At 59.8% G+C, this 23,708-nt stretch carries 25 protein-coding genes; 14 read left to right on the top strand and 11 right to left on the bottom strand.

Translation table 11 applies throughout. The features are described 5' to 3' along the window. Positions 1–16 precede the first annotated feature (16 nt). A complete protein-coding gene (locus U1A53_RS07085) occupies positions 17–298 on the bottom strand; it encodes a hypothetical protein (protein WP_322279899.1) in 282 nt (93 codons plus the stop codon). Then, positions 295–804 (bottom strand): sigma-70 family RNA polymerase sigma factor, encoded by a 510-nt coding sequence (locus U1A53_RS07080; RefSeq protein ID WP_322279898.1) that lies wholly within the window; start codon positions 802–804, stop codon positions 295–297. The genes U1A53_RS07085 and U1A53_RS07080 overlap by 4 nt, the downstream gene beginning before the upstream one ends. 261 nt (positions 805–1,065) lie before the next feature. Between U1A53_RS07080 and infA the strand changes: the two genes are divergently transcribed. Genes infA through U1A53_RS07065 form a run of 3 tightly spaced genes read left to right on the top strand, consistent with a single transcriptional unit; the run spans position 1,066 to position 2,295 of the window. Next, positions 1,066–1,305, top strand: coding sequence for a translation initiation factor IF-1 (infA, locus tag U1A53_RS07075; RefSeq protein WP_322280123.1), 240 nt, complete (start codon positions 1,066–1,068; stop codon positions 1,303–1,305). Between the two features lie 22 nt (positions 1,306–1,327). Beyond that, positions 1,328–1,876 (top strand): ribonuclease H-like domain-containing protein, encoded by a 549-nt coding sequence (locus U1A53_RS07070; RefSeq protein ID WP_322279897.1) that lies wholly within the window; start codon positions 1,328–1,330, stop codon positions 1,874–1,876. Next, positions 1,873–2,295, top strand: a complete 423-nt coding sequence (locus tag U1A53_RS07065) for a hypothetical protein (protein ID WP_322279895.1) — start codon at positions 1,873–1,875, stop codon at positions 2,293–2,295. Before U1A53_RS07070 ends, U1A53_RS07065 begins: the two co-directional genes overlap by 4 nt. Here U1A53_RS07065 and U1A53_RS07060 read toward each other — a convergent pair. Then, a complete protein-coding gene (locus tag U1A53_RS07060) occupies positions 2,271–2,507 on the bottom strand; it encodes a hypothetical protein (protein ID WP_322279893.1) in 237 nt (78 codons plus the stop codon). The genes U1A53_RS07065 and U1A53_RS07060 overlap by 25 nt on opposite strands. Before the next feature lie 70 nt (positions 2,508–2,577). On the opposite strand from U1A53_RS07060, the gene U1A53_RS07055 reads away from it, so the two are divergent. The 8 genes from U1A53_RS07055 (at position 2,578) to U1A53_RS07020 (ending at position 11,701) form a co-directional block, all read left to right on the top strand. Continuing rightward, the gene (locus tag U1A53_RS07055; RefSeq protein WP_322279891.1) at positions 2,578–3,987 is read left to right on the top strand and encodes a DUF1501 domain-containing protein; all 1,410 of its coding nucleotides are present in this window, start codon (positions 2,578–2,580) and stop codon (positions 3,985–3,987) included. A 126-nt stretch (positions 3,988–4,113) separates the two neighbouring features. Continuing rightward, complete coding sequence (gene glmS / locus U1A53_RS07050; protein ID WP_322279890.1) at positions 4,114–5,967, top strand: glutamine--fructose-6-phosphate transaminase (isomerizing); 1,854 nt, start codon at positions 4,114–4,116, stop codon at positions 5,965–5,967. A gap of 32 nt (positions 5,968–5,999) precedes the next feature. Further along, positions 6,000–6,794 carry a hypothetical protein gene (locus tag U1A53_RS07045; RefSeq protein WP_322279889.1) on the top strand — a complete coding sequence of 265 codons (795 nt, stop codon included), beginning with the start codon at positions 6,000–6,002 and terminating at the stop codon, positions 6,792–6,794. Between the two features lie 59 nt (positions 6,795–6,853). After that, complete coding sequence (locus U1A53_RS07040) at positions 6,854–7,903, top strand: FAD-dependent oxidoreductase (protein ID WP_322279888.1); 1,050 nt, start codon at positions 6,854–6,856, stop codon at positions 7,901–7,903. Between the two features lie 188 nt (positions 7,904–8,091). Continuing rightward, a complete protein-coding gene (locus U1A53_RS07035; RefSeq protein WP_322279887.1) occupies positions 8,092–8,937 on the top strand; it encodes a hypothetical protein in 846 nt (281 codons plus the stop codon). A 280-nt stretch (positions 8,938–9,217) separates the two neighbouring features. Further along, entirely contained in the window at positions 9,218–9,814 is a 597-nt protein-coding gene (locus U1A53_RS07030; RefSeq protein ID WP_322279886.1) for a class I SAM-dependent methyltransferase, read from the top strand. A 49-nt stretch (positions 9,815–9,863) separates the two neighbouring features. Continuing rightward, positions 9,864–10,805, top strand: coding sequence for an AEC family transporter (locus tag U1A53_RS07025; RefSeq protein WP_322279884.1), 942 nt, complete (start codon positions 9,864–9,866; stop codon positions 10,803–10,805). After that, on the top strand, positions 10,802–11,701 hold the full coding sequence (locus U1A53_RS07020) for an EamA family transporter (protein ID WP_322279883.1): 900 nt from the start codon (positions 10,802–10,804) through the stop codon (positions 11,699–11,701). Before U1A53_RS07025 ends, U1A53_RS07020 begins: the two co-directional genes overlap by 4 nt. A 4-nt stretch (positions 11,702–11,705) precedes the next feature. Here U1A53_RS07020 and U1A53_RS07015 read toward each other — a convergent pair whose 3' ends face one another. After that, on the bottom strand, positions 11,706–13,067 hold the full coding sequence (locus tag U1A53_RS07015) for a sulfatase-like hydrolase/transferase (RefSeq protein ID WP_322279882.1): 1,362 nt from the start codon (positions 13,065–13,067) through the stop codon (positions 11,706–11,708). Positions 13,068–13,173: 106 nt separating this feature from the next. On the opposite strand from U1A53_RS07015, the gene U1A53_RS07010 reads away from it, so the two are divergent. Continuing rightward, positions 13,174–14,373: an NlpC/P60 family protein gene (locus U1A53_RS07010; protein ID WP_322279881.1), complete on the top strand. Its 1,200-nt coding sequence runs from the start codon at positions 13,174–13,176 to the stop codon at positions 14,371–14,373. On the opposite strand, the gene U1A53_RS07005 is transcribed toward U1A53_RS07010, so the two are convergent. Together U1A53_RS07005 and U1A53_RS07000 are read right to left on the bottom strand one after the other, a co-directional pair. Then, entirely contained in the window at positions 14,374–15,384 is a 1,011-nt protein-coding gene (locus U1A53_RS07005; RefSeq protein WP_322279880.1) for a dihydrodipicolinate synthase family protein, read from the bottom strand. Then, positions 15,381–16,244: a TIM barrel protein gene (locus tag U1A53_RS07000; protein WP_322279879.1), complete on the bottom strand. Its 864-nt coding sequence runs from the start codon at positions 16,242–16,244 to the stop codon at positions 15,381–15,383. Before U1A53_RS07000 ends, U1A53_RS07005 begins: the two co-directional genes overlap by 4 nt. A 61-nt stretch (positions 16,245–16,305) precedes the next feature. Here U1A53_RS07000 and U1A53_RS06995 point away from each other — a divergent pair, with 61 nt between their 5' ends. Both U1A53_RS06995 and U1A53_RS06990 read left to right on the top strand, forming a co-directional pair. Then, positions 16,306–17,589, top strand: a complete 1,284-nt coding sequence (locus U1A53_RS06995; protein WP_322279878.1) for an SGNH/GDSL hydrolase family protein — start codon at positions 16,306–16,308, stop codon at positions 17,587–17,589. 94 nt (positions 17,590–17,683) lie between these two features. Continuing rightward, positions 17,684–20,920: a tetratricopeptide repeat protein gene (locus U1A53_RS06990; RefSeq protein WP_322279877.1), complete on the top strand. Its 3,237-nt coding sequence runs from the start codon at positions 17,684–17,686 to the stop codon at positions 20,918–20,920. A 12-nt stretch (positions 20,921–20,932) separates the two neighbouring features. Here the strand turns inward: U1A53_RS06990 and U1A53_RS06985 are convergent, their stop codons facing one another. From U1A53_RS06985 to U1A53_RS06965, 5 genes are all read right to left on the bottom strand, one after another. Further along, entirely contained in the window at positions 20,933–22,003 is a 1,071-nt protein-coding gene (locus U1A53_RS06985) for a COX15/CtaA family protein (protein ID WP_322279876.1), read from the bottom strand. A gap of 95 nt (positions 22,004–22,098) precedes the next feature. Beyond that, positions 22,099–22,905, bottom strand: coding sequence for a cytochrome c oxidase subunit II (locus U1A53_RS06980; RefSeq protein ID WP_322279875.1), 807 nt, complete (start codon positions 22,903–22,905; stop codon positions 22,099–22,101). A gap of 25 nt (positions 22,906–22,930) precedes the next feature. After that, positions 22,931–23,131 carry a hypothetical protein gene (locus tag U1A53_RS06975; protein WP_322279873.1) on the bottom strand — a complete coding sequence of 67 codons (201 nt, stop codon included), beginning with the start codon at positions 23,129–23,131 and terminating at the stop codon, positions 22,931–22,933. Positions 23,132–23,133: 2 nt separating this feature from the next. Further along, the gene (locus U1A53_RS06970) at positions 23,134–23,340 is read right to left on the bottom strand and encodes a hypothetical protein (RefSeq protein ID WP_322279871.1); all 207 of its coding nucleotides are present in this window, start codon (positions 23,338–23,340) and stop codon (positions 23,134–23,136) included. 19 nt (positions 23,341–23,359) lie between these two features. Beyond that, entirely contained in the window at positions 23,360–23,689 is a 330-nt protein-coding gene (locus U1A53_RS06965) for a cytochrome C oxidase subunit IV family protein (RefSeq protein WP_322279869.1), read from the bottom strand. Positions 23,690–23,708 lie beyond the last annotated feature (19 nt).

Below are 23,708 nucleotides of genomic sequence, written 5' to 3'. Positions count from 1 at the left end.
GGTTGGAGGTGAATGGTCAGTTGACGGCCAGCAGGTCTTCGATGAGGGCGGCACGCTCCTGCCACAACATGGCAGGCGTGGCATGGGCCGAACTTGGCTGCATGTCCGGTTCCGCCGGCGTGGTGAAGTACATCAGCAAAATCGCCGCCCAGGCCATGCTCCAGCCCGCGACAAGCCAGCGCGGTGTGCGCGGCGGGAGTTTGGTGATGCGCAGGATCTCGCGGTGCCACTCCGGCGGCAACTCGCGGCGTTGCAAGGCGCGCAGATCGTTTTCCAAAGCATCGGGATTCGTGTTCATGACGGTTTCAGTTCATCGTACAGCGGTTTCAATTCGCTCCGCAGTTTCTCCAGCGCGTAGCGGTAGCGGCTGGCGGCGGTATTCAGCGGAATACACTGCACTTCCGCGATCTCTTCAAAAGTCAGCCCGTCCCACAGCTTCAACTGCGCCACGCTGCGCTGCTCCAGCGGCAGCAGGGCCAGCGCCTGCGTGAGGCGTCTGGCAAGTTCCGCCTGGTCCGGGTCTTCGCACGTCGCAAATATTTCCACCGGCCTCGCATCATCCTCTGCGCGCCTCCGCACGCGATGCCGCCGCAGCCAGTCGATGGAGTGATGATGCGCCAGACGCAGCAGCCAGGCCCGCATGTTCGCTACATCCTGTGGAATCTTCTGCCGGGCCAGTTTGATGAACAATTCCTGCAGCAGGTCCTTCGCATCCGCCTCCTCGCCGGTAAAACTGGCAAAGTAATGAAACAGCCCCGCCGCGTGGGCATCGTAGAGTTCGGGCAAGGTCGGCGTGGCAGGCATGCGGGTGGCAGTTTCACGGACAGGACGCACGGCGGCGAGATTTTTGTCTGCCTGAACTGGCCAAACAGGCGTTTTCCCCCTGCAAAATTACTCTTGTAATCCCTTCGCGCGGCAGCATCCTCACGCCCAACTTTTTCAACTATGCCTCCTCCCAAACGCAAAGGCCCATCACGCAGCGGCCCCAATCGCGGTCCTTCCCGCGGCGGCCCACCCAAACGCAACGGCCCTCCGCCGCCACGTTACGCTCCACCACCACGCCCGGTGGAGCCTGAGGATGAGGCCAAGCAAAAGGAAGAAGCCATCGAACTCGAAGGCACCATCGCTGCCGTGCTCGCCGGCACCATGTTCCGCGTGAGACTGCGCAATGGTCACGAAGTGCTGGCTCATATCTCCGGCAAGATGCGCAAAAAATTCATCCGTCTCGTCATCGGCGACGCCGTGAAGATTGAAATGTCGCCCTACGACATGGACAAGGCGCGCATCGTTTATCGCATCGGCTGAGTTTCCGCCACGCTACGCGATCATGGCCGGAGACATCGTCTATTTCGACCTCGAAACACGCCGTACCGCCAACGACGTCGGCGGCTGGGGCAACAAGCACATGATGGGCATTTCGGTGGCCTGCACGTTCAGCACGAAGCAGAACGAATACGCGATCTACACACAGGACGAGGCTCCCGCGCTCATCAAGCAGCTCAAGGCGGCCGATTTGGTCGTGGGTTTCAACCATATCGGCTTCGACTACGAGGTGCTCAAAGGGCACGACATCATGTTTGATTCGGCCGATCTTCCCCACAGCCTCGACCTGCTCATTGATTTGGAAAAAGCCCTCGGCCATCGCATCAAGCTCGACGCCGTGGCCGCCGCCACGCTCGGCATGGGCAAAACCGCCGATGGCCTCGATGCGTTGAAGTGGTGGCAGCAGGGAGAGGTCGCCAAGATCGCCGAGTACTGCTGCTACGACGTGAAGGTGACCAAATGCGTCCACGAATACGGCGCGAAGCACGGCCATGTGAAATACCACGACCGCAACGGCCGGGAGCAAAGCGTGAAGGTGGACTGGAAGGCATGACGCCGCTGCTGCGCCTTCTTCTTCGTGCCGGTTGGGCACCGCTGCTGGTGCTCCTGTTCCACCAGGCCATCATGCGCACGCCGTATCGCCAGCAGCTCGATTTTGTGATGCATTACAGTGGTGGGGTGGCCATCGCCTTCTTCTCTTGGCATGCACTCGATTGCTTTGCGTCTTGGTTCGGCCAGCTCACCGTTTTTGCCCGTTACCTCTTCACCTTCACGCTGGCCTGCACCATCGGTCTGTTCTGGGAGTTCGCCGAACTCTATTCCGATGTCGTGTATGGCTCGCACATCCAGCACAGCATCCGCGAAACCATGCGCGATCTCGTCGCCGATGCCACCGGTGCGCTGACGACGCTGGCGCTGGTGTTTCTGGTGCGCTGTTTTGCCAGGAATCAACCGCCTGCGAGCCAGGTTTGAAACGCTGCCTCCGCACGTTGCAGCATCTCGGCCTGATTGCGCCGGAGGTCGCTGAACTGGTTCCATGCCGTCAGGTCTTGCTTGGAGCCTGAGCCTTCGATCTCGGCGATGAACTCCGTGACCAAGTCCAGCTTGTCGCCGTGTTGCTCGCGCAGATGTGCCTTGCAGGCGACGCCCGTCTCGTGAAGTCGATTTTTGGTTCCTAGAGCCATGCCGCATGCATCGTGCGGACTCGGGCTGAAGTCACGCAATCTCACGGGTTTTAGCGACGTTCTAAGGCGCATGACCACGCCCGACTTCCTCCACGTCTCCCGCCGTCAGTTCTTCCGGCAATCCGGCCTGGGGCTTGGCTCGGCGGCGCTGGGATCGTTGCTGGCCCGGGATTTGCCAGCGGCAGCCGCTCCACGGCCGCATTTTGCGCCGAAGGCGAAGAACATCATCTACCTGCACATGATCGGGGCGCCCTCGCAGCTCGATCTGTTTGATTACAAGCCGCTGTTGCAGAAGATGGACGGTCAAAAATGCCCGGAGGAGCTCACGAAGGGCAAGCGCTTCGCCTTCATCGGTGGCGAGTTGAAGCTGGCTGGCACCGAATTCAAATTCCAGCGCCATGGACAGAGCGGCCTCGAATTGAGCGAGCTTTTGCCGAACCTCGGCACGGTGGCAGATGACATCTGTGTGGTGAAGTCCCTGCACACCAACGAGATCAATCACGCCCCGGCGCAGATGTTTCTGCACACCGGCTTCGGCCAGGGCGGACGCCCGAGCCTCGGTGCGTGGGTCACGTATGGCTTGGGCGCTGAGAATCGCGATCTGCCGGCTTACGTCGTGATGCTGTCCGGCCCTGCCGGTGGGGCGGGATCGACGCTGTGGAGCACGGGCTTTCTGCCCAGCGTATATCAAGGCATTCAATTTCGTGGCAGCGGCGAGCCGGTGCTCTTCCTCGGCAATCCTGCGGGTCACAGCACGAAAGACCGCCGCCGCGTGCTAGACGCGGTAAAAGCGCTCAATGAGCAGCAGCTCGGCATCGTGGGCGATCCAGAGATCGCCACGCGCATCAGCCAGTATGAGATGGCCTACCGCATGCAAACGAGCGTGCCGGAGCTGATGGACATCACGCAGGAGAAAAAGGCCACGCTCGACATGTACGGCGCCCTGCCGGGCAAGGCGTCCTTTGCCAACAACTGCCTGCTCGCCCGCCGTTTGATTGAACGCGGCGTTCGCATGGTGCAGCTCTTTGATTCCGACTGGGACCACCACGGCGGTCTCAAGCAGCGCCTGACGGCCAAAGCGAAAGATGTGGACCGTCCCATGGCCGCTCTCGTGCGCGATTTGAAGCAACGCGGCCTGCTCGACGAAACACTGGTGGTTTGGGGCGGCGAATTCGGCCGCACCCCGCTGCGCCAGGGCATCAATGGCGATGGCACCAAAACCTCGCCGGGTCGTGACCACCACAAGGACGCCTATACGATGTGGATGGCGGGCGGGGGCATCAAACCGGGCATCGTTCACGGCAAAACCGACGATTTCGGCTTCAACATCGCTGAAAATCCGGTCCACACCCATGATCTGAACGCCACGGTGCTGAACCTGCTGGGCCTCGACCACGAACGCCTCACCTTCCGCTACCAAGGCCGCGATTTCCGCCTCACGGACGTGCATGGGGAGCTGGTCAGCGGGATCATGACCTGAGGAGAGGGCGGACTTCCTCCCAATAAAGAAAAAGGCCAGTGACACGAACTGCTGGCGTGGATTCTGCGTGGCGGTATCGTACCGGCCTGTCATTCGACAGGCTCCTTTTACCCCTTTATTTTTCACATGTGCGGAATCGTTGGATACATCGGCAATCGTCAGGCCAGCCCGATCCTTTTGGACGGGCTGCGTCGTCTGGAATATCGCGGCTATGATTCCGCAGGCATGGCGCTCAATGGTGGCGGCGAAGACCTCCGCATCGTGAAGCGTGCTGGTCGTATCGACAATCTGCGCATTGCCGTGACCGAGGCGAACCCGCAAGGCACGATGGGCATCTCCCACACCCGCTGGGCCACGCACGGCCCGGCCACGGATGTGAATGCGCACCCGCATCCCGATCAATCCGGCAAGCTCGTGCTCGTCCATAACGGCGTGATCGAGAACTACCAGACGCTGCGCGATCAGCTCATCGCCAAAGGTCACACCTTCCTGTCGCAAACGGACACCGAAGTCCTCTCGCATCTCGTCGGCACCTACTTTGATGAATCAAAGGAGAAGGATGGCACACAGCGACTCGTGAATGCGGTGAAATCAGCACTCGCCCGCGTGAAAGGCACCTACGGCATCGCCGTGATGCATGGCGATCTGCCCGGCGTGATCGTCGGCGCACGCCTGGGCAGTCCCTTGATCGTCGGTCTCGGTGACCACGAGCATTTCCTTGCCAGCGATGTGTCGGCGGTCGTCGCCCACACGCGTGACGTGGTTTATCTCAACGACTACGACATCGTCACGATCACCAAGGATCGTTACAGCGTGCAGTCGCATCAAGGAATCCCCGCCGAGGTCAAAGTCAGCCGTGTCGAATTCAACGCCGACGATGCCGAGAAGGGTGACTTCCCGCACTTCATGCTCAAAGAAATCTTCGAGCAGCCGAATTCCCTGCGCAACGCGATGCGCGGCCGTCTTTCCCGGGATGAATGCACCGCCGTGCTCGGCGGCTTGAACATGACACCAAAGGAGCTGGTGCAGATCGACCGCATCATCCTTGCCGGCTGCGGCACCGCTTATCACGCCGCGATGGTGGGCGAGTATCTCATTGAATCCCTCGCCCGTGTGCCCACGGAAGTCGAGATCGCCAGCGAGTTCCGCTACCGCAACGTTCCCACGAACAAGAACACGCTGCAGTTCGTCATGAGTCAGAGCGGTGAGACCATCGACACGCTCGCGGCGATGCGTGAAGGCCAGCGCAAAGGCATTCGCTGCCTCGGCATCGTCAACACAGTCGGCAGTACCATCGCCCGCGAGAGTGACGGTGGTGTTTACATCCATGCCGGACCGGAAATCGGTGTGGCAGCGACGAAGACATTCACGTCTCAAGTCGCCATCCTCACGCTGCTCAGCCTGCTTCTAGGCCGCATCCATCACCTCTCCAGCGTCGATGGCCTGGAGATGATCGACGAACTCGAAGCCCTACCGGACAAAATCGCGCAGATCCTCAAGCAGACCGACAAGATCAAGGCCATCGCCGAAAAACATGCGCACGCCGAGGGCATGCTGTTCATGGGCCGCCAGATGAACTACCCCGTCGCACTCGAAGGGGCGCTGAAGATGAAGGAAATCAGCTATATCTACGCCAGCGGACATCCGAGCGCGGAACTGAAGCACGGCGTCATCGCTTTGGTCAAACCGGACATGCCGTCCGTTTTCATCGCTCCTGGTGACGCGGTGTTCGACAAGAACGTGAGCAACATCGAGGAAGTCCTCGCCCGCAAAGGCCCCGTCATCGCCGTGACCACCGAGGGCCGCACGGAGCTGGAGCGCCTTACCAAGGATGTGATCTACGTTCCTGACTGCCCGTCCTACCTCACGCCGATCCTCAACGTCATCCCGCTTCAGCTCTTGTCCTACTACACCGCAGTGGCGCGTGGCTGCGACGTGGATAAACCAAGAAATCTCGCGAAAAGCGTCACGGTGGAGTAAGCTAGCCCGTCTGGAAGTCCAGCCGACCCACCATGCCTGCCAACCCGTCCCGTCTGAGCCGCACGATCTGCATCGCTGCTCTCGGATTGTGCCTCGGGCAGGCGCTGGCCGATCCGCCTGCCATTGTCAGTCCGTCCGTCAGCAACGCCGATCAAACGCCGGCGGATTTTCTCGATCTCGTGGGTCAGCGTGCCAAGGCCCGCTGGCGCCTTCTGTTCCGCCCGCCACCGCCCACACCGCCCACGGATCGCGGACGCGCCGCCTTGATTCTCGGCAGTCTGCTGGGTGACAGCCTCCTCGTCTGGCAGGCGGCGGACTCCCAGCAGTTCCGCAACAACAATCAGGACGTGCTCACCTACTGCCGCATGCTCGGCCTTGGCGAGAAGCTCATGCCCCGCCTCATGGCGCAGGGAAAAATGGCCGAAGACAGCGAGTGGAAGGATCTGCGTCACGAGATCGTCGATGGCCATCAAGAACTCGTGCGCTTGTTGCGCGAGCAGAGAGATGAGGATCTCGCCCTCATGATCGATCTGGGTCTCTGGCTCCGCATTCTGGAGATCACCTCCGCCATCGTGGCCGAAACCGCCGCCGTGGAACTCCGTCCGCTCTGCATCGGCTCACCCGCGATCCTGCAGGAAATGCGTGACGACTTCAGCCGCCTCAGCGCCTCGAAACGTGAAGAAGCCATCCTCAAGCGCATCGGCATCTCCATTCATGAGATCAGCACCCTCTGGAAAGACGCGGACAAAGTCCCGCCGACACAGATTCAGGTCGTCACCACTCAGGAAATGTTCACGGGGCTGATGCAGGCGCTCATGGACAAGTAGTCCCGTTCTTTGCTTGGGATGCGTGACGAACGCGTGAATCCGCGCTAAAGCGCAGAACCATGCCTCCCCGCATCCTCATCATCGGCCAGGGACTCGCCGGCACAGCGCTCGCGTGGCGTTTGTGGGAGCGTGGCGTGCCGTTTCTGATCGTCGATCGCGATGAGCCGCTCACCAGTTCCAAAGTGGCCGCTGGTTTGATCACTCCCATCACCGGCATGCGCCTCACCATGAGCTGGCGCTACGATGTGTTTTACCGCGAGGCCCTGCGCTTCTATCGCGCCTGTGGCAAGCGCATGAACCAGCGCTTCTTCTTCCCCCGCGGCTATGTGCGCCTGCTGAAAAACGAGCCAGAGCTCACCAAATGGCACAAACGCCGCCGCGATCCCGACATGCAGCCGTTTCTGCATCGCAAAGCGCCGCAATTGAACGCCGAGGTCATTCAGCAGCCCGAAAACGCCTTCCAGCAACGCCACGCCGCCTGGCTCGACACAACGGCTTACCTTGAATCCAGCCGCCGCTTCTTCGAGTCCCTCGATTCATACACCACAGCCGACGTAAAACCCGTCGACGTGCGTGACGATGCCGAGGGCGTCGAATGGCACGGCCAGCACTTCTCCCATGTCATCTGGGCGCAGGGTTGGAGCGCGGAAAAGCATCCGCTCTTCCACTGGGTGCCGTTTCAGTCCGCCCTCGGCACCATCCTCACCGTGCAGGCCGATCTCCGGGGCGAAACACGCATCCTCAACCGCGGCTGCTGGCTCCTGCCTCGTCATGACGACACCCTGCGTGCCGGCTCCACCTACGAATGGCAGTTCGACGATCCCAACACACCTTCCGCCGATCAAGTGCAGACACTCAAAAGCACACTGCAAAGCCTGCTCAAAGTCCCCGCCGAAATCACCGCCACGCAAACCGCCGTGCGCCCCATCATCAAGAACCGCCAGGCCCTCATGGGCACGCATCCCACCCATCCCCGCGTCGCGTTCTTGAACGGCCTCGGCTCCAAAGGCTCCCTCCGCTCTCCTTGGCTCGCCCGTCATCTCATCGAGCATCTGCTTGATGGCACAGCCCTTGATGCGGAAATGGATTTGCAGCAGAATGGGGTCTGAAATTTCGTGCTCGGCCATGGCCGGAGTCAGGTTCTTAACCGGCGAAGACGGCCACATCTTCTTCGACCTCGAACGCAAAAACCATCTCCCTCGCCGTCTTCTCCGCCACCATTCAGCTCAAGGTCGAAGGCAAGCCTACCATATGACGTTAAGGTTGAAGATCGTCAGCGGCACGACTAGACGAGGGAATGCCCCAGCTGAAGCATGCGCTTAAATTCCTAAAGGTGGGCCTTCTTGCGAAGCCCCCACGAGCCATCTTCAAAAAGAAGTGTTGTCGGGATGTGGCTGATAATTTTGAGGCAAATTTTGCATTGGTCGCCGGACTGGGAGTGCTCCCTGGTTATACGTACTGGACCGCAATGACATGGATCGGAGCCGGAGACGAGGCCAAGCGGCAAGTTGTTGGCAATCATCCAATGCCGAAAAATCCGGCCACGATCCAAAAGATCGGCATGCTGTCGCGGAAGTTGATTGAGCAAAAGATGAACATAGGGCGAGACGCTCAGGTGGAGCATTTGGTGGAATGCACATCCACTTTCGAGGATTTCATTTCATATTCTGCCTACCTGCATGGTGTTGTGGAAGGAATTTTGCGGAGCATTATTGTGCAAGCGTGGGGCGCGTTCGAAGTGCTCGCAGAAGATTTGCTTGTTGAATCAGTCACTCAAAATCAACCTTCATTTGGTTTCCTGAAGGGGAATGAAAAGTGGCGTTTTCGGAGCAGGGCCGCAATTCGTGATTGCTACCGCAAAGCATTTCCTTTGGATAACGCCTCAGTCACTACCGCACTCGATAACGAGGCTATTGATGCCCTGGCATTGTTGCGCAACCTTTTAGTCCACAAAGGAGGACGTGCTGATCAAGAGTTCCTGACTGAAGCAAAAAAGCACTCACTTCTGGCACCATTTCACAGTTTGCGCCTGACTGATCCCGTGAACCTCGACGGCGAGATTGTTTTGTCCATCGTGGATCCTGCGATGCTTGCCAGCCACGCTTTGATCGTCGCTGTCGACGAATGGTTAGAGACACATTAAAGATCGGAACGGTGCGCCACAGCGTGCATGGTTCTGATGGACGACAGGCACATTGTTTCTCCTGAATGGCGACCTGAAACACCGCCGCCGCCCTTTGGGGACCCGCCTCACCGCAGCCTCTCCCCCAACCAAACCTGGCCGCAGCTCTTGAGGGATCAGGATGATCCCTCTCCTGGTTCGAAGGCGACGGCCAAACGGACTGAAGTCCGGGAGTACTCTCCGATCCCTCTCCTGCGTTGAAGTCTTTATTCTGGCGGTGCCGTCGCTATGATGATTTCTCATGTCGCCCAAACCCCATCTCGCCAGCCCCAATGGCGGCCTGCCGTCCTCCGTGCTGTGGGCGCAGTTGATGTTGAAGGATCGGCTGCGGCCAGGTGACACCGTGATTGATGCGACGATGGGGAACGGGCATGACACGCTATTTTTGACGCAGTGCGTGAGTCCGGGCGGGCATGTGTTTGCGTTCGATGTGCAGGCAGCGGCTTTGGTGGAGACGCGGAAGCGTGTCCCGGCGGAGATGACGACGTTGATTCACTCCGGGCACGAAACCATGCGTGCGCATGTGCCGGCGGAGCTGCACGGGAAGATCAGCGCGATCATGTTCAACCTCGGCTACCTGCCCGGCACGGACAAATCACTGATCACGCGCACCGAGACGACGATGATCGCGGTGCGGGAGGCGCTGGAGCTGTTGAAGCCAGGCGGGCTGCTCACCATTGCGGTTTATCCGGGGCATGAAGGTGGAGCGGAGGAAGGGCGCAGCATTGCCGAATGGGCCGTGACACTCGATTCGCGGCGTTTTGAGGTACAGCACCTGCGCCCGATCAATCGCGCTGCCGCCCCGCCGGAGCTGTGGGTGGTGTGGAAACGCGGCTGAGCAGCGCCACTTGCGCGGCGGGCTTTCAGGGCCTAGCGAGAGAGCTTCCATGCTCGATTATCTCAGCATTCTCTCCGTGGCCGTGCCCGTGTATCTCACGATGGCCGCGGGAGCACTAGCGCGGCGCACCGGGCTGCTGAAGCCGGAGGCGGACACGAGCCTGATGAAGCTCTCGGTGATGATGCTGACGCCGGCGCTGATCATCGAGCGCGTGGTGGGCAACCCGGCGGTGATGAAACTCGCACCCGTGCTGATTGCGGCCGGTTTGGGCTACACGCTGGTCGTGACCGGCATCGCGCTGACCTATTTCGTGTCTCCGCTGATCGGTCTGAAGAAAGGCGAGGGCCGACGCACGTTCAGCGTGGCCTGCGGGCTGCAAAACTACGGTTTCGTGGCCATTCCGCTCGTCACCGCGCTCTTTCCTGACAAAGGCACACTAGGCGTGCTCTTCACCTTCACACTCGGCGTCGAGCTGGCCTGCTGGACGGCCGGAGTCGGCCTGCTCACGGGTTTGGGCAAGGCACCTTGGCGGCTTGCACTTAATGCGCCCGTCATCACCATTTTGATTTCCCTGCTGCTGAACTTCACCGGCCTGCATGTCCATGTGCCGCTGTTCGCACACAACACCTTCACCATGCTCGGTGCCTGCGCGGTGCCGCTGGCCGTGCTGCTCATCGGAGCGTCCATCGCGGACATCTGGGGCCAGGGGGCGATGCAGTGGAAAGTGGCCGTGCTCAGCCCGGTGCTGCGGCTGGGCATCATTCCCATCGCTTTTCTTGCCACCGCGTACTTCCTTCCCATCACGACGGAATTGAAACGCGTCATCGTCGTGCAGGCCGCGATGCCCTCCGCCGTGTTCAACATCATGATCGCGCGGCTTTACGGCGGTCATGCGCCCACGGCGGTGCAGGTGGTGATCGCGACCACGGTCGTGAGCTGCATCACCACGCCGCTGGTCATCGCATGGGGCCTCAAACTGGTCGGCGTATGAGCCTGCCCTGGTATCTGCTGCTGCCGCTCGTCGCCGCCATCGGTTATGCGATTGCGTCGTTGCTGCTGAAAAAAGCACTCAACGAGGGGGCGCATCCAATGGCCTGCTTTCACATCAACAACTGGACCAGTTCGCTCGCGTTTCTGCCGCTCGCGTTGTTTGAGACGCAGCCGGTAACCTGGCATCTGTGGTACATTCCCGTCGGACTCGGAGTGCTGTTCTTCACCGGAAGCTGGTTCACCTTCATCGCGATGCAGCGCGGCGATGTTTCGCTCGTGACGCCGGTCATGGGATCAAAGGTCGTGTTCGTCGCCCTCAGCGCGAGTTTCCTCATCTCCGGCAGCATGAAGCCGCTGATGTGGATCGCGGCCATCATCACCACGGCGGGCATCTTTCTCATGAGCGCGACGGATTTCAAAACACCGAAAGGCGCGCGTCTCGCGGGGCCAGTGGTCATGGCGCTCATCAGCGCGGCGTTTTTCGCGCTGGCGGACGTGCTGCTGCAAATGTGGGCGCCCGCCTTTGGCCCGAAGACCTTCCTGGCGCTGCTGGCCGGCACCACAGGCGGCCTTTCTTTCCTCGCCATCACCTTGCTGCCCAAAGCACCGCCGATTCCGTGGAATCGTGCCACGCAGTGGTCCATCGGCGGCAGCGTCTTGATCGCCGCGCAGGCGATCATCCTGTCCCTCGCGCTCGCCTTCTACCATGACGCCATCGGCGTGAACGTCGTCTATGCCACGCGCGGCATATGGAGCCTCGTCGTCGTGGCATTGCTAGGGCCGCTGCTGGGAAATCGCGAACGCCACGAATCGGGCCGCGCTTACGGCATCCGCATCGTGGCCGCCACGCTGCTCATGGCAGGCGTGACCTGCGCGGTAATCGCCCGCATGGGGTGAGGCATCACTCCGCGGCCGCGGCCTTCTTCTTTTTCTTCTTCATCGGCTTGCCGGGCTCAGCACCGTCTCCCTTGCCTTTGGATCCCCACAGCGGCGACACGTTCGTGTGATTCCACGCATCCCACTTTGCTTGCAGTTCTTTCACTTTGTCCGGCATTTCGGCAGACAAGTCCTTCATCTCACCGATGTCGGTGACGAGGTTGTAAAGTTTCGCCGCCGTCACAGGATGACGACCGCCGTCGTTCGCGTCCACATTGCCGTCGTAGCGCACGAGCTTGAAATCGCCTATGCGGATCGCCATCTGCTCGCCGAGGCGCCAGTAGAGCGCGTCATGCGGTGCGGCGGTGATTTCACCGCTGAGATAAGGGAGCAGATTCACGCCATCGACTTTGGCCTCCGCTCCAGCGACAGCCAGCGCCGTTGCGTGCAAATCGAGCTGGATCACCGGCTTTTCATACACGCCCGGCTTGACCGTGCCCGGCCATGACACGACGAACGGCACGCGAATGCCACCCTCCAGCGTCGTGCGTTTCGATCCGCGCAGCGGTGCATTGATCGAGCCGTTCACCGTCACGCCTTTCATCGTGGGCCCGCCATTGTCGCTGATGAAAGTGACAAGCGTATTCTGCTCCTGGCCGGTTTCCGCGAGTTTTTTCCGCACCACGCCGATCGCATCGTCCATCGCCAGCATCATCGCCGCGTAGGTGCGGCGTGTTTTGTCTTCGATGTCGGCAAATTTCGCCAGTCGCGCATCGGTGGCGTGCATCGGCGTGTGAACCGCGTTGAAGGCCAGATAAAGAAACCACGGCTCGGCTTTGTGCTTTTCGACGAAGGCCGCCGCTTCGCGCCCAAACGCATTCGTGGTGTAATCCATCTCCTTCACCGGCTCCTTGCCGCGCAGAATCGCTCCCGCGTCGAAATAACTGTGCGCGCCGCCGAGAAAGCCGAAGAACTCGTCAAAGCCACGCGCCTGTGGATGCATCGACTCCAGCGAACCGAGATGCCACTTGCCGACGAGGCCCGTCGCATAGCCCGCGTCTTTCAGCCGGTTCGCCAGCGTCTTCTCCGTCACCGGAAGGCCGGCGTCACTGGGTCCGGGATTGAATTCATGCCCGAAACGCTGCTGATAACGCCCCGCCAGCAAACCTGCGCGTGTTGGTGAGCAGTACGGCCCCGTAACGTAGCCGTTCGTGAAACGCACGCCCGAGGCCGCGAGCGCATCGAGGTTCGGCGTCGGAATATCTTTGCAACTGTGGAAGCCCACATCGGCGTAACCCATGTCGTCGCCCACGATGACTAGAATGTTCGGTTTTGTGGCGGCCTGCAGCGCCACGGTCAGAAAAAGCAGGAGAAAAACGGCTTTCATGGCTGTGCCGCTGCGAACGAAACAAAGCCGTGAATCGTTCATGAATTGATCAAATCCGCGGCCAATGCGTCCAAACAAGGGCCATCACCCCTCACCCCCGAGCCTTATGAACCCCCTTCTACGATTTTTTGTGCTCTTCTGCTTCGCGGCATGGACCGGTCATGCCTCTGCGGCAGTCCCCTCCAAGTCCAAAGAGAAAACATCGGCCAAAGCGCCGGCCAAACCAGAAGCATCCACCAAAGCCAAGACAGACACTCCGGCGAAAGCAGAGGACAAACCCGAAGCGCCGCGGCCCGCCGCCGTCTCGACCATCAGCATCGAGGACATCAGCGGTTTCACCAAATATCCCAAGCAGGTGCAAAGCCTCGTGCAGAGCGCCTTGGCGCTCACGCACCTGGAACTCGGCTATCTCTATGGCTCCCATGAGCCAAACAAGGGCGGCATGGACTGCTCCGGCACCGTTTATCACGTGCTTCATTTCCAGGGATTGAAGAACGTGCCACGGCAGTCGAACGAGATGGCTGAGTGGGTGCAGGAAAAAACGCAGCTGCATCTCACACCCACTGCCACGAGTTTGGACAGCCCCGAGTTCGCTGACCTGAAGCCCGGTGATCTGCTGTTCTGGACCAACACGACCGAAACGAAGCGCAAGCTGCCCGTGACGCACGTCATGATCTACCTCGGCAAGCACAAGAAAACCGGCCAGCGCATCGCCTTCGGCTCCAGCGATGGCCGCAGCTTTGAAGGCCAGCGCCGCAGCGGCGTGAGCGTGTTCGATTTCCGTCTGCCGCGGGCGGAGAGCCCCACGCATTTCCATGGCTACGGCAGAGCCCCGGGCCTGTTGCCGGTGGAACCACCACTCGTCGTCATCGCAGCCGTCTCCAAACCCGTTGAAAAAACTCCCGTGGTCGAAAAAGCCGTGCTGAAGCCGGCCCAGCCGAAGGAAGAAGTGCGCAAGGCCGTTGCTATCGTAAGCGAGGCCAAAGCGGAGCCTGAAATCAAACCCGATTCGAAAAAGGTGATCGTCGTTGTGCCCGCACCCAAAACACTGCCTCCGGGCAAAGCAGAGGTCAAATCCACCGAGTCGAAGCCCGAAGTGAAACCGGAGATCAAGAAAACCGCCGTTGCCGATGCCACGCCCAAATCAACCACGACAGCGAAATCCAAGACAACGGCGCCCAAGAAAAAAACCACGTCCGCTTCAACCACGACAAAGCGCAAAACTCCGCCCACACCCCCGAAGAGCAGCTTTGAGCGAACAATCGACAATGCCGTCGGTTCCGTGCGTCGTTTCTTCCGCCAGTGATCAGCGCATCCACTCATCGCGATGCGCGGCGACGAAGTCGTCGTCGTTCAGATGCGGATAAGCAGCGTGGACGCGGTCGATCTCTTCAAGCTGGCCAGGGCTGAGTGTTTCGTGTTCGTCGAGGCACCAGATGCCTTCGAGCAGCCCCTGGCGGCGCAGGATTTCATGCAGACCAGCGATGCAGCCGCGGAAACCATTGGCCGAGTCGAAGAACGCAGCGTTGCTGTCAGTCACTTCGATGCCGAGGCGCAGCAAATCGGGCGTGGCATCGGCGTTGCGACATTGTTCCAGCAGTTCGACGGCACGTTGCGTCCAGACGGACCAATGGCCGAGCAGTCCGCCGACAATGCGCCGTTCCTTGCCCGCAAAGCGGAACGGCGTGAGGAAATCGGCCACGATGCTGTCATCGTTGCCAGTGTAGAGCGTGATGTCATCGCGTCCGGCCTCGATCACGGCACGAACCACATCAATCGTCTGGTAGCGGTTGAACGGAGCGATCTTGATGGCGACGACGTTTTCGATTTCAGCGAAGCGACGCCAGAACGAATGACGCAGCACGCGGCCGCCGACGCTGGGCTGAAGATAAAAGCCGACGATTGGGATGATTTCAGCCACAGCGCGGCAATGTGCGATCATTTCATCTTCGGTGGCATCTCGCATCGCCCCGAGGCTGAGCAAACCGGCGTGGTAACCGAGTTCATGCAGCAACTTCGCTTCAGCGAGAGCCTGATTGGTCACGCCGCAGATGCCACCAATGCGCACGAGCGGTGTAGCAGCGCGATCCATTTCTTCCTTCGCCAGTTCGAGCACCGGTCGGAACAAACCGACCTTCGGATCACGAATCGCGAACTGCGTCGTGTGCACGCCCACCGCGAGGCCACCGACGCCTGCGGCGATGTAATAACGTGAGAGCACCCGCTGCCGCCGTTCGTCGAGTTTGCGCTGTGCATCGAGCACGAGCGGATGCGCGGGAATGGCGATGCCGTGTTGAAGCTGCTGCCGGAAATTCATGGTGCGCCTTGTTTCATCCAGAGGCGCAGCATGTCGCGCAACATCCCCATTTCACGGAAAAGCTGCGCCATATCGTTGTGAAAATGCTCGAAGCACCACGGGCCGCGAAATCCGGCCTGCCAGCCGATGTCGAAGCAACGTTTCAAATCGTAGGCCGCGTGTGTTCCATCTGCGGCGAGATCACGTGCTTTGAAATCGCATGACACAGCGAAGGGAAACGCCTTCGCGAGGCCGTCATAACGCGCCGCATCGGTCCAGTTGCCGGTGTCGGGCTGGGCTTTGAGGCCGGAACCGACGGCCTGGATGACTTGCGGGATTGCGTTGGCATCACCTTGCATCCAGCCGAAGTTTTCGATGAGTACGCCGGTGCCTTTTTCACCCGCGTAGTCGATCAAGTCGCGATACGATTGCGCCAGAAGTTTCAAATCGGGCGGTTTCGGGCCCGGCAGCGGTCGCACCCAACGCACGCCGAGCAATGCGGCGGCATCGATGGTCTTGCGATACGTGTCGAGCGCCTGACGTCGCACGGCTTCATCCGCATTCGCCATGTCGAGGCCCTTCTGGTTCATCTTGAGGTTCGTGAGCACACAACCGGCGTCCGTTGCGGCCTGACGCAGTTGTTCGAGGTATTTTGGCTCCAGCGAGACGAGCGTGGCCGTCATCAGATCAATCACGTGCATGCCCAGTTCGTCACGCATGATGCGCGGCAGGTCGAGGAGGTGCAGTTTGCCGGGCTGGGCCGTTTCCGAGAGATGCCTCATGAATGAACCGGTGGTGATGCCAAGTTCGCGTTGCAGCGCGGGAACCGGAGCCGCTGTTAAAGTCAGCGGCAGCGCCTGAAGAAAGCGTCGGCGTTTCATGTTGGCTGACACAACGAAATCATTGCCCGGATTCACACACGGGCCAGAATGGGTTCCCGCCATGAAATACCTCCTTTCCGCCCTGCTCTGCTCTTGTTCGATTCTCAGCGCCGCCGATGAGTTTCCGCTCGTCGAGGCAAAGGAATGTCATCCACGCAACGGGCTGCCGAATTTTCTCGCGAAGGCGAACACGGCGGGCGCGGAGATCAAGATCGGTTACCTCGGCGGTTCGATCACGGCGCAGAATGGCTGGAGGCCGAAGACGCTGGCACATTTTCAAAAGACCTGGCCGCAGACGAAGTTCAGCGAGATCAATGCGGCGATCGGCGGCACGGGATCAGACCTCGGCGTGTTTCGTTTGAAGCAGGACGTGCTGGATCACAAACCTGACCTCATGTTCGTTGAGTTCGCCGTGAATGACGGCGGCGCATCGCCAGAGCAGATTTTCCGCTGCATGGAAGGTATCGTGCGGCAGACGTGGAAGGCACTACCGGAATGCGACATCTGCTTTGTCTATACGCTGACTGAAGCGTTGGCTCCGGCGATGCTGGAGGGCAAATTCCAGCGCTCGGCGAGCGCGATGGAGAAAGTTGCCGATCACTACGGCATCCCGACGATTCACATGGCGATGGAAGTCGCGAAGTTGGCGAAGGCCGGCAAGCTGGTGTGGAAGGCCAAGCTGCCCAAGACGGACGAGGAAAAGAAGGCGCTCGGTGATCAATTCGTCTTCGCTCCGGACAGCGTGCATCCGCACGTCGAAACCGGTCACGAACTGTATCTTCAGGCGATTGTGCGCTCGTTGGAGCCGATCAAGGCGGCCACGAAATCGCCAGCCGCGCATGCGCTTGGCGCATCATTCATCGCCACGAATTACGAACAGGCCAAACTGCTGCCGATCACGGCAGCAACGCTGTCGAAGGGCTTCACGCTGCTCGATCCGAAGACGGATGAGTTCGGCAAACGTTGGGCGAACCGCATGACAGCGCTGCACAAGGGTTCGCAACCGGGTGAGACGATCACCTTCAATTTCAAAGGTGTGCGATGCTCGATTTACGACATCGTGGGGCCGGATTGTGGCCAGTTGATCATCACGCTCGATGATCAGCCGTCGAAGATCGTGCCGCGTTTTGACGCTTACTGCACCTATCACCGCCTCGGTGCGTTCGTGATCGGCAATGACCTCGAAGAGAAGGTTCACACGGTGAAAATCGAAATTCATCCCGATCAACCCGACAAGGCGGCGATCTTGGCGAAGAACGGCAACAAGATCGACAAACCGGAGCGCTTCGATGCTACCGCGTTTTATCCCGGCGCAGTTCTTTTGGTAGGCGAGATAATCAAGTGAAGCGGTATTGGGGGTGGTTTAAAGCCTGATTCAATTTCGTTTGGAGCGGAAGGGCATATTATTGTGGAAATTATAATATGTGCTCTTTTCTTCTATGAGTTATGACCCCGCCCGCATAGAGCCGCTTTTCAAAGAAGCGCTGCAGCGTGCCAACCACATTGAACGCCATGTCTTTCTCACAGGAGCCTGTGGGAACGATACCATGTTGTGGAATGAGGTCTGGGACCGTCTGCGCAGTCAGCCCGATACCAGCGGCAAACAGCGCAAAACCAAGGGGATCAAGGTGCCGAAGTCTCCTTCTCGCAGTGCCGTCCCTGAGAAGCCTGGCGACATGATAGGCCCCTACCGGTTGCTGCAGATCATCGACGAAAGCGTGTGCAGTGTGATGTGGATGGCGGAGCGAAACCAACGCGTGGCGGATTTTGTGGCGATCAAGATCGTGCCTGTGGCCGCCAATGACTTTTTGATCCGCTACGAGGCGCAGAAGCACGCGCTGGCGCTGCTGGACCATCCCAGCATCGCCAAGCCGCACGCCTGTGGCATGACGTCTGGCGGCTGCCCGTATCTTGTCACGGAACTCCTGCACGGAGTGCCCATCACGCAGTTCTGCGATGATCAAAAGTTGTCGCTGCTGGTACGCATCCGGCTGTTTGTGCAGGCGTGTGATGCCATCCATCACGCGCATCAAAAAGGCGTGGTGCATGGCGATCTCAAACCCACCAATCTGCTGGTCAACTGGGGAGAGAATGGGCAGCCGGTGCTGAAGATCACGGACTTTGGCATCGCGAAAGCGATGAACCACGCCCTCGCCACTCCCGACGGGTGGCTGCGAACACCCGCCGCCTATTTGTCCCCGGAGCATGTGGGCGTCGGCACGATCGAGGCGCGCAGTGACATCTACTCGCTAGGAATGCTGCTTTACGAACTGATCACGGGCCGTCTGCCCTTTGCCGCACCCAAAGAGACGTCGGATCATCTGGATGAAGTGAAACGACTCGTTTGCGAAACACTGCCACCGAAGCCCTCCGCCTGCCTGAGTGCGCTGCCCAAGGCTCAGCTCATTGGTCTTGCGCTCAACCGCAAAGTGGGTGCAGCGAAATTCACCGCGCTCGTCGAGGAGCATTTTGACTGGATCGTGATGCCCACGCTGGAAAAGAAGCCCGCGGGTCGCTATGCGACAGCCAGCGCCCTCGCGAATGACTTCCAGCGTTACCTGACGGAAGCAGAGATGATGGAGGAACAGCCCGCCATAAAGGATTCAAGTGTGGGAACCTTCATCAGCGAGCACCGGGGCCTGTTCGCCGTGGCAGCCGTGCTGGTGCTAACTCTGGTGGGCGTGATGGCGATCACGGGCTGGCTGTTGTTGAAGAATAAGCAGGAAGAAGTCCGGGTTGCCTCCAAGAAGAAGGCGGAATCGCATTCCATGACCGCTCGGTTTTTGCAGGAGATGTTCGCCGGTCTGACCCCGGAAAAGGTGAAAGGGCATGACACCACGCTGCTGAAGAACATGCTGGATGAGGCCTCAGAACGCATGGACACACTCGTGGACAACCCCGAGGCCGGCGCACGGACGCAGGAAACGATCGGGCTGACCTATCTGGCGCTGTCGCAGCCTGCCAGCGCGCAAAAGCAACTGCAAGGCGCCGTGGACAAACGCAAGCTCGCGCTCGGCGGCGGGCATCGTGACACGCTGCGCTCGATGAAGGATCTGGCGACCGCGTTGAAGGAACAAGGACGGCATGCGGACGCGGAAGTCCTGCTGCGCCAGACCCTCAGCGCCCAGCAACGGGCGCTCGGCCCGGATCATCCCGACACGTTTGTCACGATCACCCTGCTGGCGGCGGTGTGTGACGAGCAGGAGAAGCACCTGGAGGCTGAATCGTTGTTTCTGAACCTCTGGCAGGTGCAGAAACGCCTGCTCGGCCCGGATCATCTCGAAACGCTCGCGACCATCGGCCATCTGGCGTCGTCATACACCACCCAAGGCAGGCTTGCCGAGGCAATGAAACTGCGCGGCGAGCAACTGGAGGCGACGCAACGTGCGCGAGGCAATCGCGATCCACAAACGCTGGTGACCATGAACATCACCGCCGCAGCCTATGAGGCAGGTGGGATGCCCTCCGAGGCGGAGAAGCTGTATTTCGGGGCGCTGGAGATCATGAAGCAGACGCTCGGGCTAGAACACCCGGACACACTGGCCCAAGTGGACCGGGTGGCACTGATGCTCGGCCGTCACGGGCGGCATGTCGAGTCTGTGAGACTGCACCAGCAGAGTGTGGATGCTAAACAACGTGTGTTCGGAGCCCAGCACCCGCAGACGCTGCTCTCGATGAAAGGCCTGGCGGATGCCTATGAGGCCCAAGGAAAGCAGACCGAGGCGGAAAGCACCCATCTGCATGTTTTGGAGACTTTGAAAACCGCCTTCCCACCGGAGCATCCTGAAATTCTCGCGCAAATGGACAACGTCGCCCAAGTCTATGACCGCCACACCAAACATGCGGACGCTGTGACTCTACGTCGGCAAACGCTGGAGGTGAGACAACGCACGCTGGGCACAAGCCATCCACAAACACTCCACTCCATGCAGATGCTGGCGTCGTCGTACGATGCTGATGGCAGGCAGGCCGAGGCTGAAGCGCTTCTGCTTCAAACCCTCGAGACGATGAAAACGGCCTATGGGCTGGGAGATCCCGATGTGCTCGCTCAAATGCGTGCTGTGGCGGTCATGCATGGAGACCACGGCAAGCACGCAGATGCGGAAAAGATGTATCTCCAGATGCTGCAGATCCAGCAGCGCGCGCTTGGGATGGATCACTCCGAGACCCTCGACACGATGAGCGGGCTGGCCGAAACCTGCCAGCTTCAAGGCAGGCTCCCAGACGCCGAAAAGCTGCATCAGCAAGTGCTGGAGATTCAGCGCAAGCGCACCGTCCAAGATCCTCACGCAGTTGCCGCCGCGGCCGCCCATCTGGGCAGCTTCTGGCTGCAGACCGGCAAGTTTGCCGAAGCCGAGGCGGTCTTGCGCGATTGTCTTGATCTGAGAAGCAAGCACGGACCTGATCACTGGCTGCGCTTCGATGCCGAGAGCCTGCTGGGCGCCGCTCTGCTGGGCCAGAAAAAATTCGCCGAGGCAGGCATTCTGCTGCGCTCCGGCTATGAGGGATTGAATGCGCGTCTTGGCACTCTTCCCGAGGACGCACGGCAACATCTTCGTGACGCACTCGCACGTCTGGCACAATTCACCGAAGTCACCGGCAGTGTGGCACAAGCCGCCGTGTGGAAGCAGAAGATGGTGGAGTTTGATCAACCACGGCAGATTGCCGGCCGCTGAAGCAGACGCCTTTTACGCCTCAACTTCTTCACGACGACAGAGCTTGTCGCCCCAGAAGGTGGCGACGAGCAGGCTGCTGAGAGCGAGGAGAGCGAGGCCGTTGAGGACGTGGAAGTTCGTGACCCAGAAGCTTTTGCCGGTCAGGATGACGAAGATGCCGAGCGCGACCTGAATCGTGGGCATGAATAGCAGCAGCGTGGCCACAAGACGCAGTTGCGGCAACGTGGCGAGCCAGCGCCGTGCGCGCACGGCAACGAAGAGGATGAGAATAGCGACACTGAAGCCCCAGTATTTGTGAGCGAAGAGCAGAAACACGTCTGGCGGCGACGGCGGCGGCACCCATTGGCCCTTGGTGGTCAGGATGTCGCTGGCAGCCAGATGCGTACGCTGGGTATGGCGCAGGGTGGCCCCCAGAATGAGCTGACCGAAAATGCAGAGAAACAAGACGAGCGACCAGAAACGGGCCTGGGCAGCTTCTTTGGCCCTGAGCACCAGATGGCCTTCGGTCCACGTGCGTGATGAGGCGAAGGCAATGAAAACGAGCAGGCAGTAGAACACCTGACCAAGCGTGCCATGGGTGATGCCGAGCGGATCGGACATCTTGAGCACCCGCAGGCCACCGAGCGACGCTTGGAGCACGACCAATAGCAAAGCGAGCGTGGTCAATCCGCGCAGCAAAGGCCAGCGCTGGCTGTACCATTTCAAAGTGAGCCAGGAAAAACCAAGAACCGCGATGAACGCGGCGGTAACGAGCGATCCCATATAGATCAGCACGAGAAAACCGAGAGAGCAGAGCACGATGCCCACGCCCTCGACGAGACCGGGTTTGAATTTGGAGAACTGCCAGTAATACATCCCGAGTACCAGCCAGCCAATGGTCATGGCGATCCAGCGATGGCCGTGCTCGAGCAACAGCGCGGGAACTTTGTACCAGCCTTCAGGATTGATTTTGCCGTAGCACAGCGGCCAGTCGGGCACGGCGAGCCCGACATCCTCCGTGGTCACCGCAGCGCCCCACCAGATCAACACCACGCCGACTGCGAGCGTGAGGAGTGAATAGCGATGAAAGGCGCGGGATGGCATGTCGGTCAGATCATGAACGAGAGGCAAAAGCAGAAGGGCAAAATAATGAGATCATTATTTTGCCCTTCGGTTCCGCCATCCTTGAGGATGGAAATTTACTGTGCGGCAGTCTTTGGAGCCGCGGCGGCAGCTTCATCGGTTTTCTTTTGGGCCGCGGTGGACTGTTCTTTCGCCCAGGCGTCGTATTCAACAGCGGGGATGACTTCGAGAATGGCCTTCATCTGCGCGTGGCCTGGGCCGCAAAGCTGGCCGCAGATGATGTCCCAAGTGCCTTCCTTGGTCGGCTTGAACCACATGTGGCTCTTCACGCCAGGGGTGGCATCCTGGGCGGCACGCATCGGAACGAGGGCGAGGTTGTGGATCACGTCCTTGCTGGCGACATCGACGATGACGGGGCGGCCCACCGGGAGTTTCATGGTGCCGGGATTGACGAAGTCATCCTTGCCGTTCGGATCGTGCAGGTCTTTGCCGGTCGTGTTGGTGGCACCATCGACATTGCGCAGATCCCAGGTGCTGAGCATCATGTCGGTGCCTGGATACTGGAAGTTCCAGAGGAACTTCTCGCCGAGTGCGCGCAAACGAATGGTGTCGGGAGAGGTGGGATATTCATCCGCCTGACGTGCCCAGAGCGGGAAGGCGAAGCCAAGGAGCAAGATGGCCTCAACGATGACAACCCCAATCTCGATGTGGGTCGTGGCATGGCCACGGAAGCCATGATAATCGGCAGCGGCGGTCTTCTTCTGACGGAAGCGGTAGAAGGCGATGCAGAGATAAATGCTCCAGCCAAGACCAAGAACCAGCATGAACCAGTGGACGAAGCCAAGCATGTGATCCACGAGGCCGCCGTGTTCGGAGGCGTTTGGAGTTTGGCCGATAAATTCATTAATCCAAGAGAGGTTCATAGCGGGGAGAGTGAAATGAAAAGTTTCAGGCGGCAGGGTTCATGCTGGTAAATTTGCGCTGACGACGGACGAAGGAGAAGACGATGCCGGCGGCGCAAATGAACATGAAGGCGAGCAGGCCGAGCATGAAGAGAATGGCAAAACCCTGCGCCTGACCGACGAGGCTGCCTTTGTCAGCCATGCAGGTGGCGCAGGCGAGAAATGTCGATGGAAACGCGGAAATCATGCTCAGACGATGATGGTGCGCATTTTTTTGACGAGATACCACATGCCGTAGGCCAGCAGGACGAGGCAGAGCAATCCGGCGTAAGGCTTGAGGGCGATGGCTCCGGCGCGAGCGGCATCCTCAGGCATGAAATGCATCCACATCCAGAACCCGGCATCGCACAGAATGGCGAAGACGAGGAAGACGACGTGGAAGTGCTTGAGGGACATGGCGACGGGCGGGTTTGCTCTATTCTTCGTTACGATCGTAGAAGCCTTCGAAGGTGAGGGGATCGCCGTGGGACAGGATAAAGAGCGTAAAGAGAACGATGGCGAAGACGACAGTGAAGGCCAGGATCTTGTAGATCACGCTGCGCTCGTGATTGAGATGCATGAAGATCAGCGCGACGAGAGCGGCCTTGAAGGTGGCCACGATCATACCGACCAGGATGTTCAGACTGTGTGTGGGCAGCTCAACATAAGAGAGCCACACAGTGATGCCGGTGAAGACGATCAGCGTGGCCCCGATGATGAGGTATTTTTTGACCGATTTCTGGATTTCTTCGAGGTTGTCAGCCATGACGGTGAAAATGGAGGTG

Origin of the sequence: Prosthecobacter sp. (genome assembly GCF_034366625.1) — a bacterium.
Taxonomy (GTDB): Bacteria; Verrucomicrobiota; Verrucomicrobiia; order Verrucomicrobiales; family Verrucomicrobiaceae; genus Prosthecobacter.
This window is presented reverse-complemented; position numbering and strand designations above follow the sequence as displayed.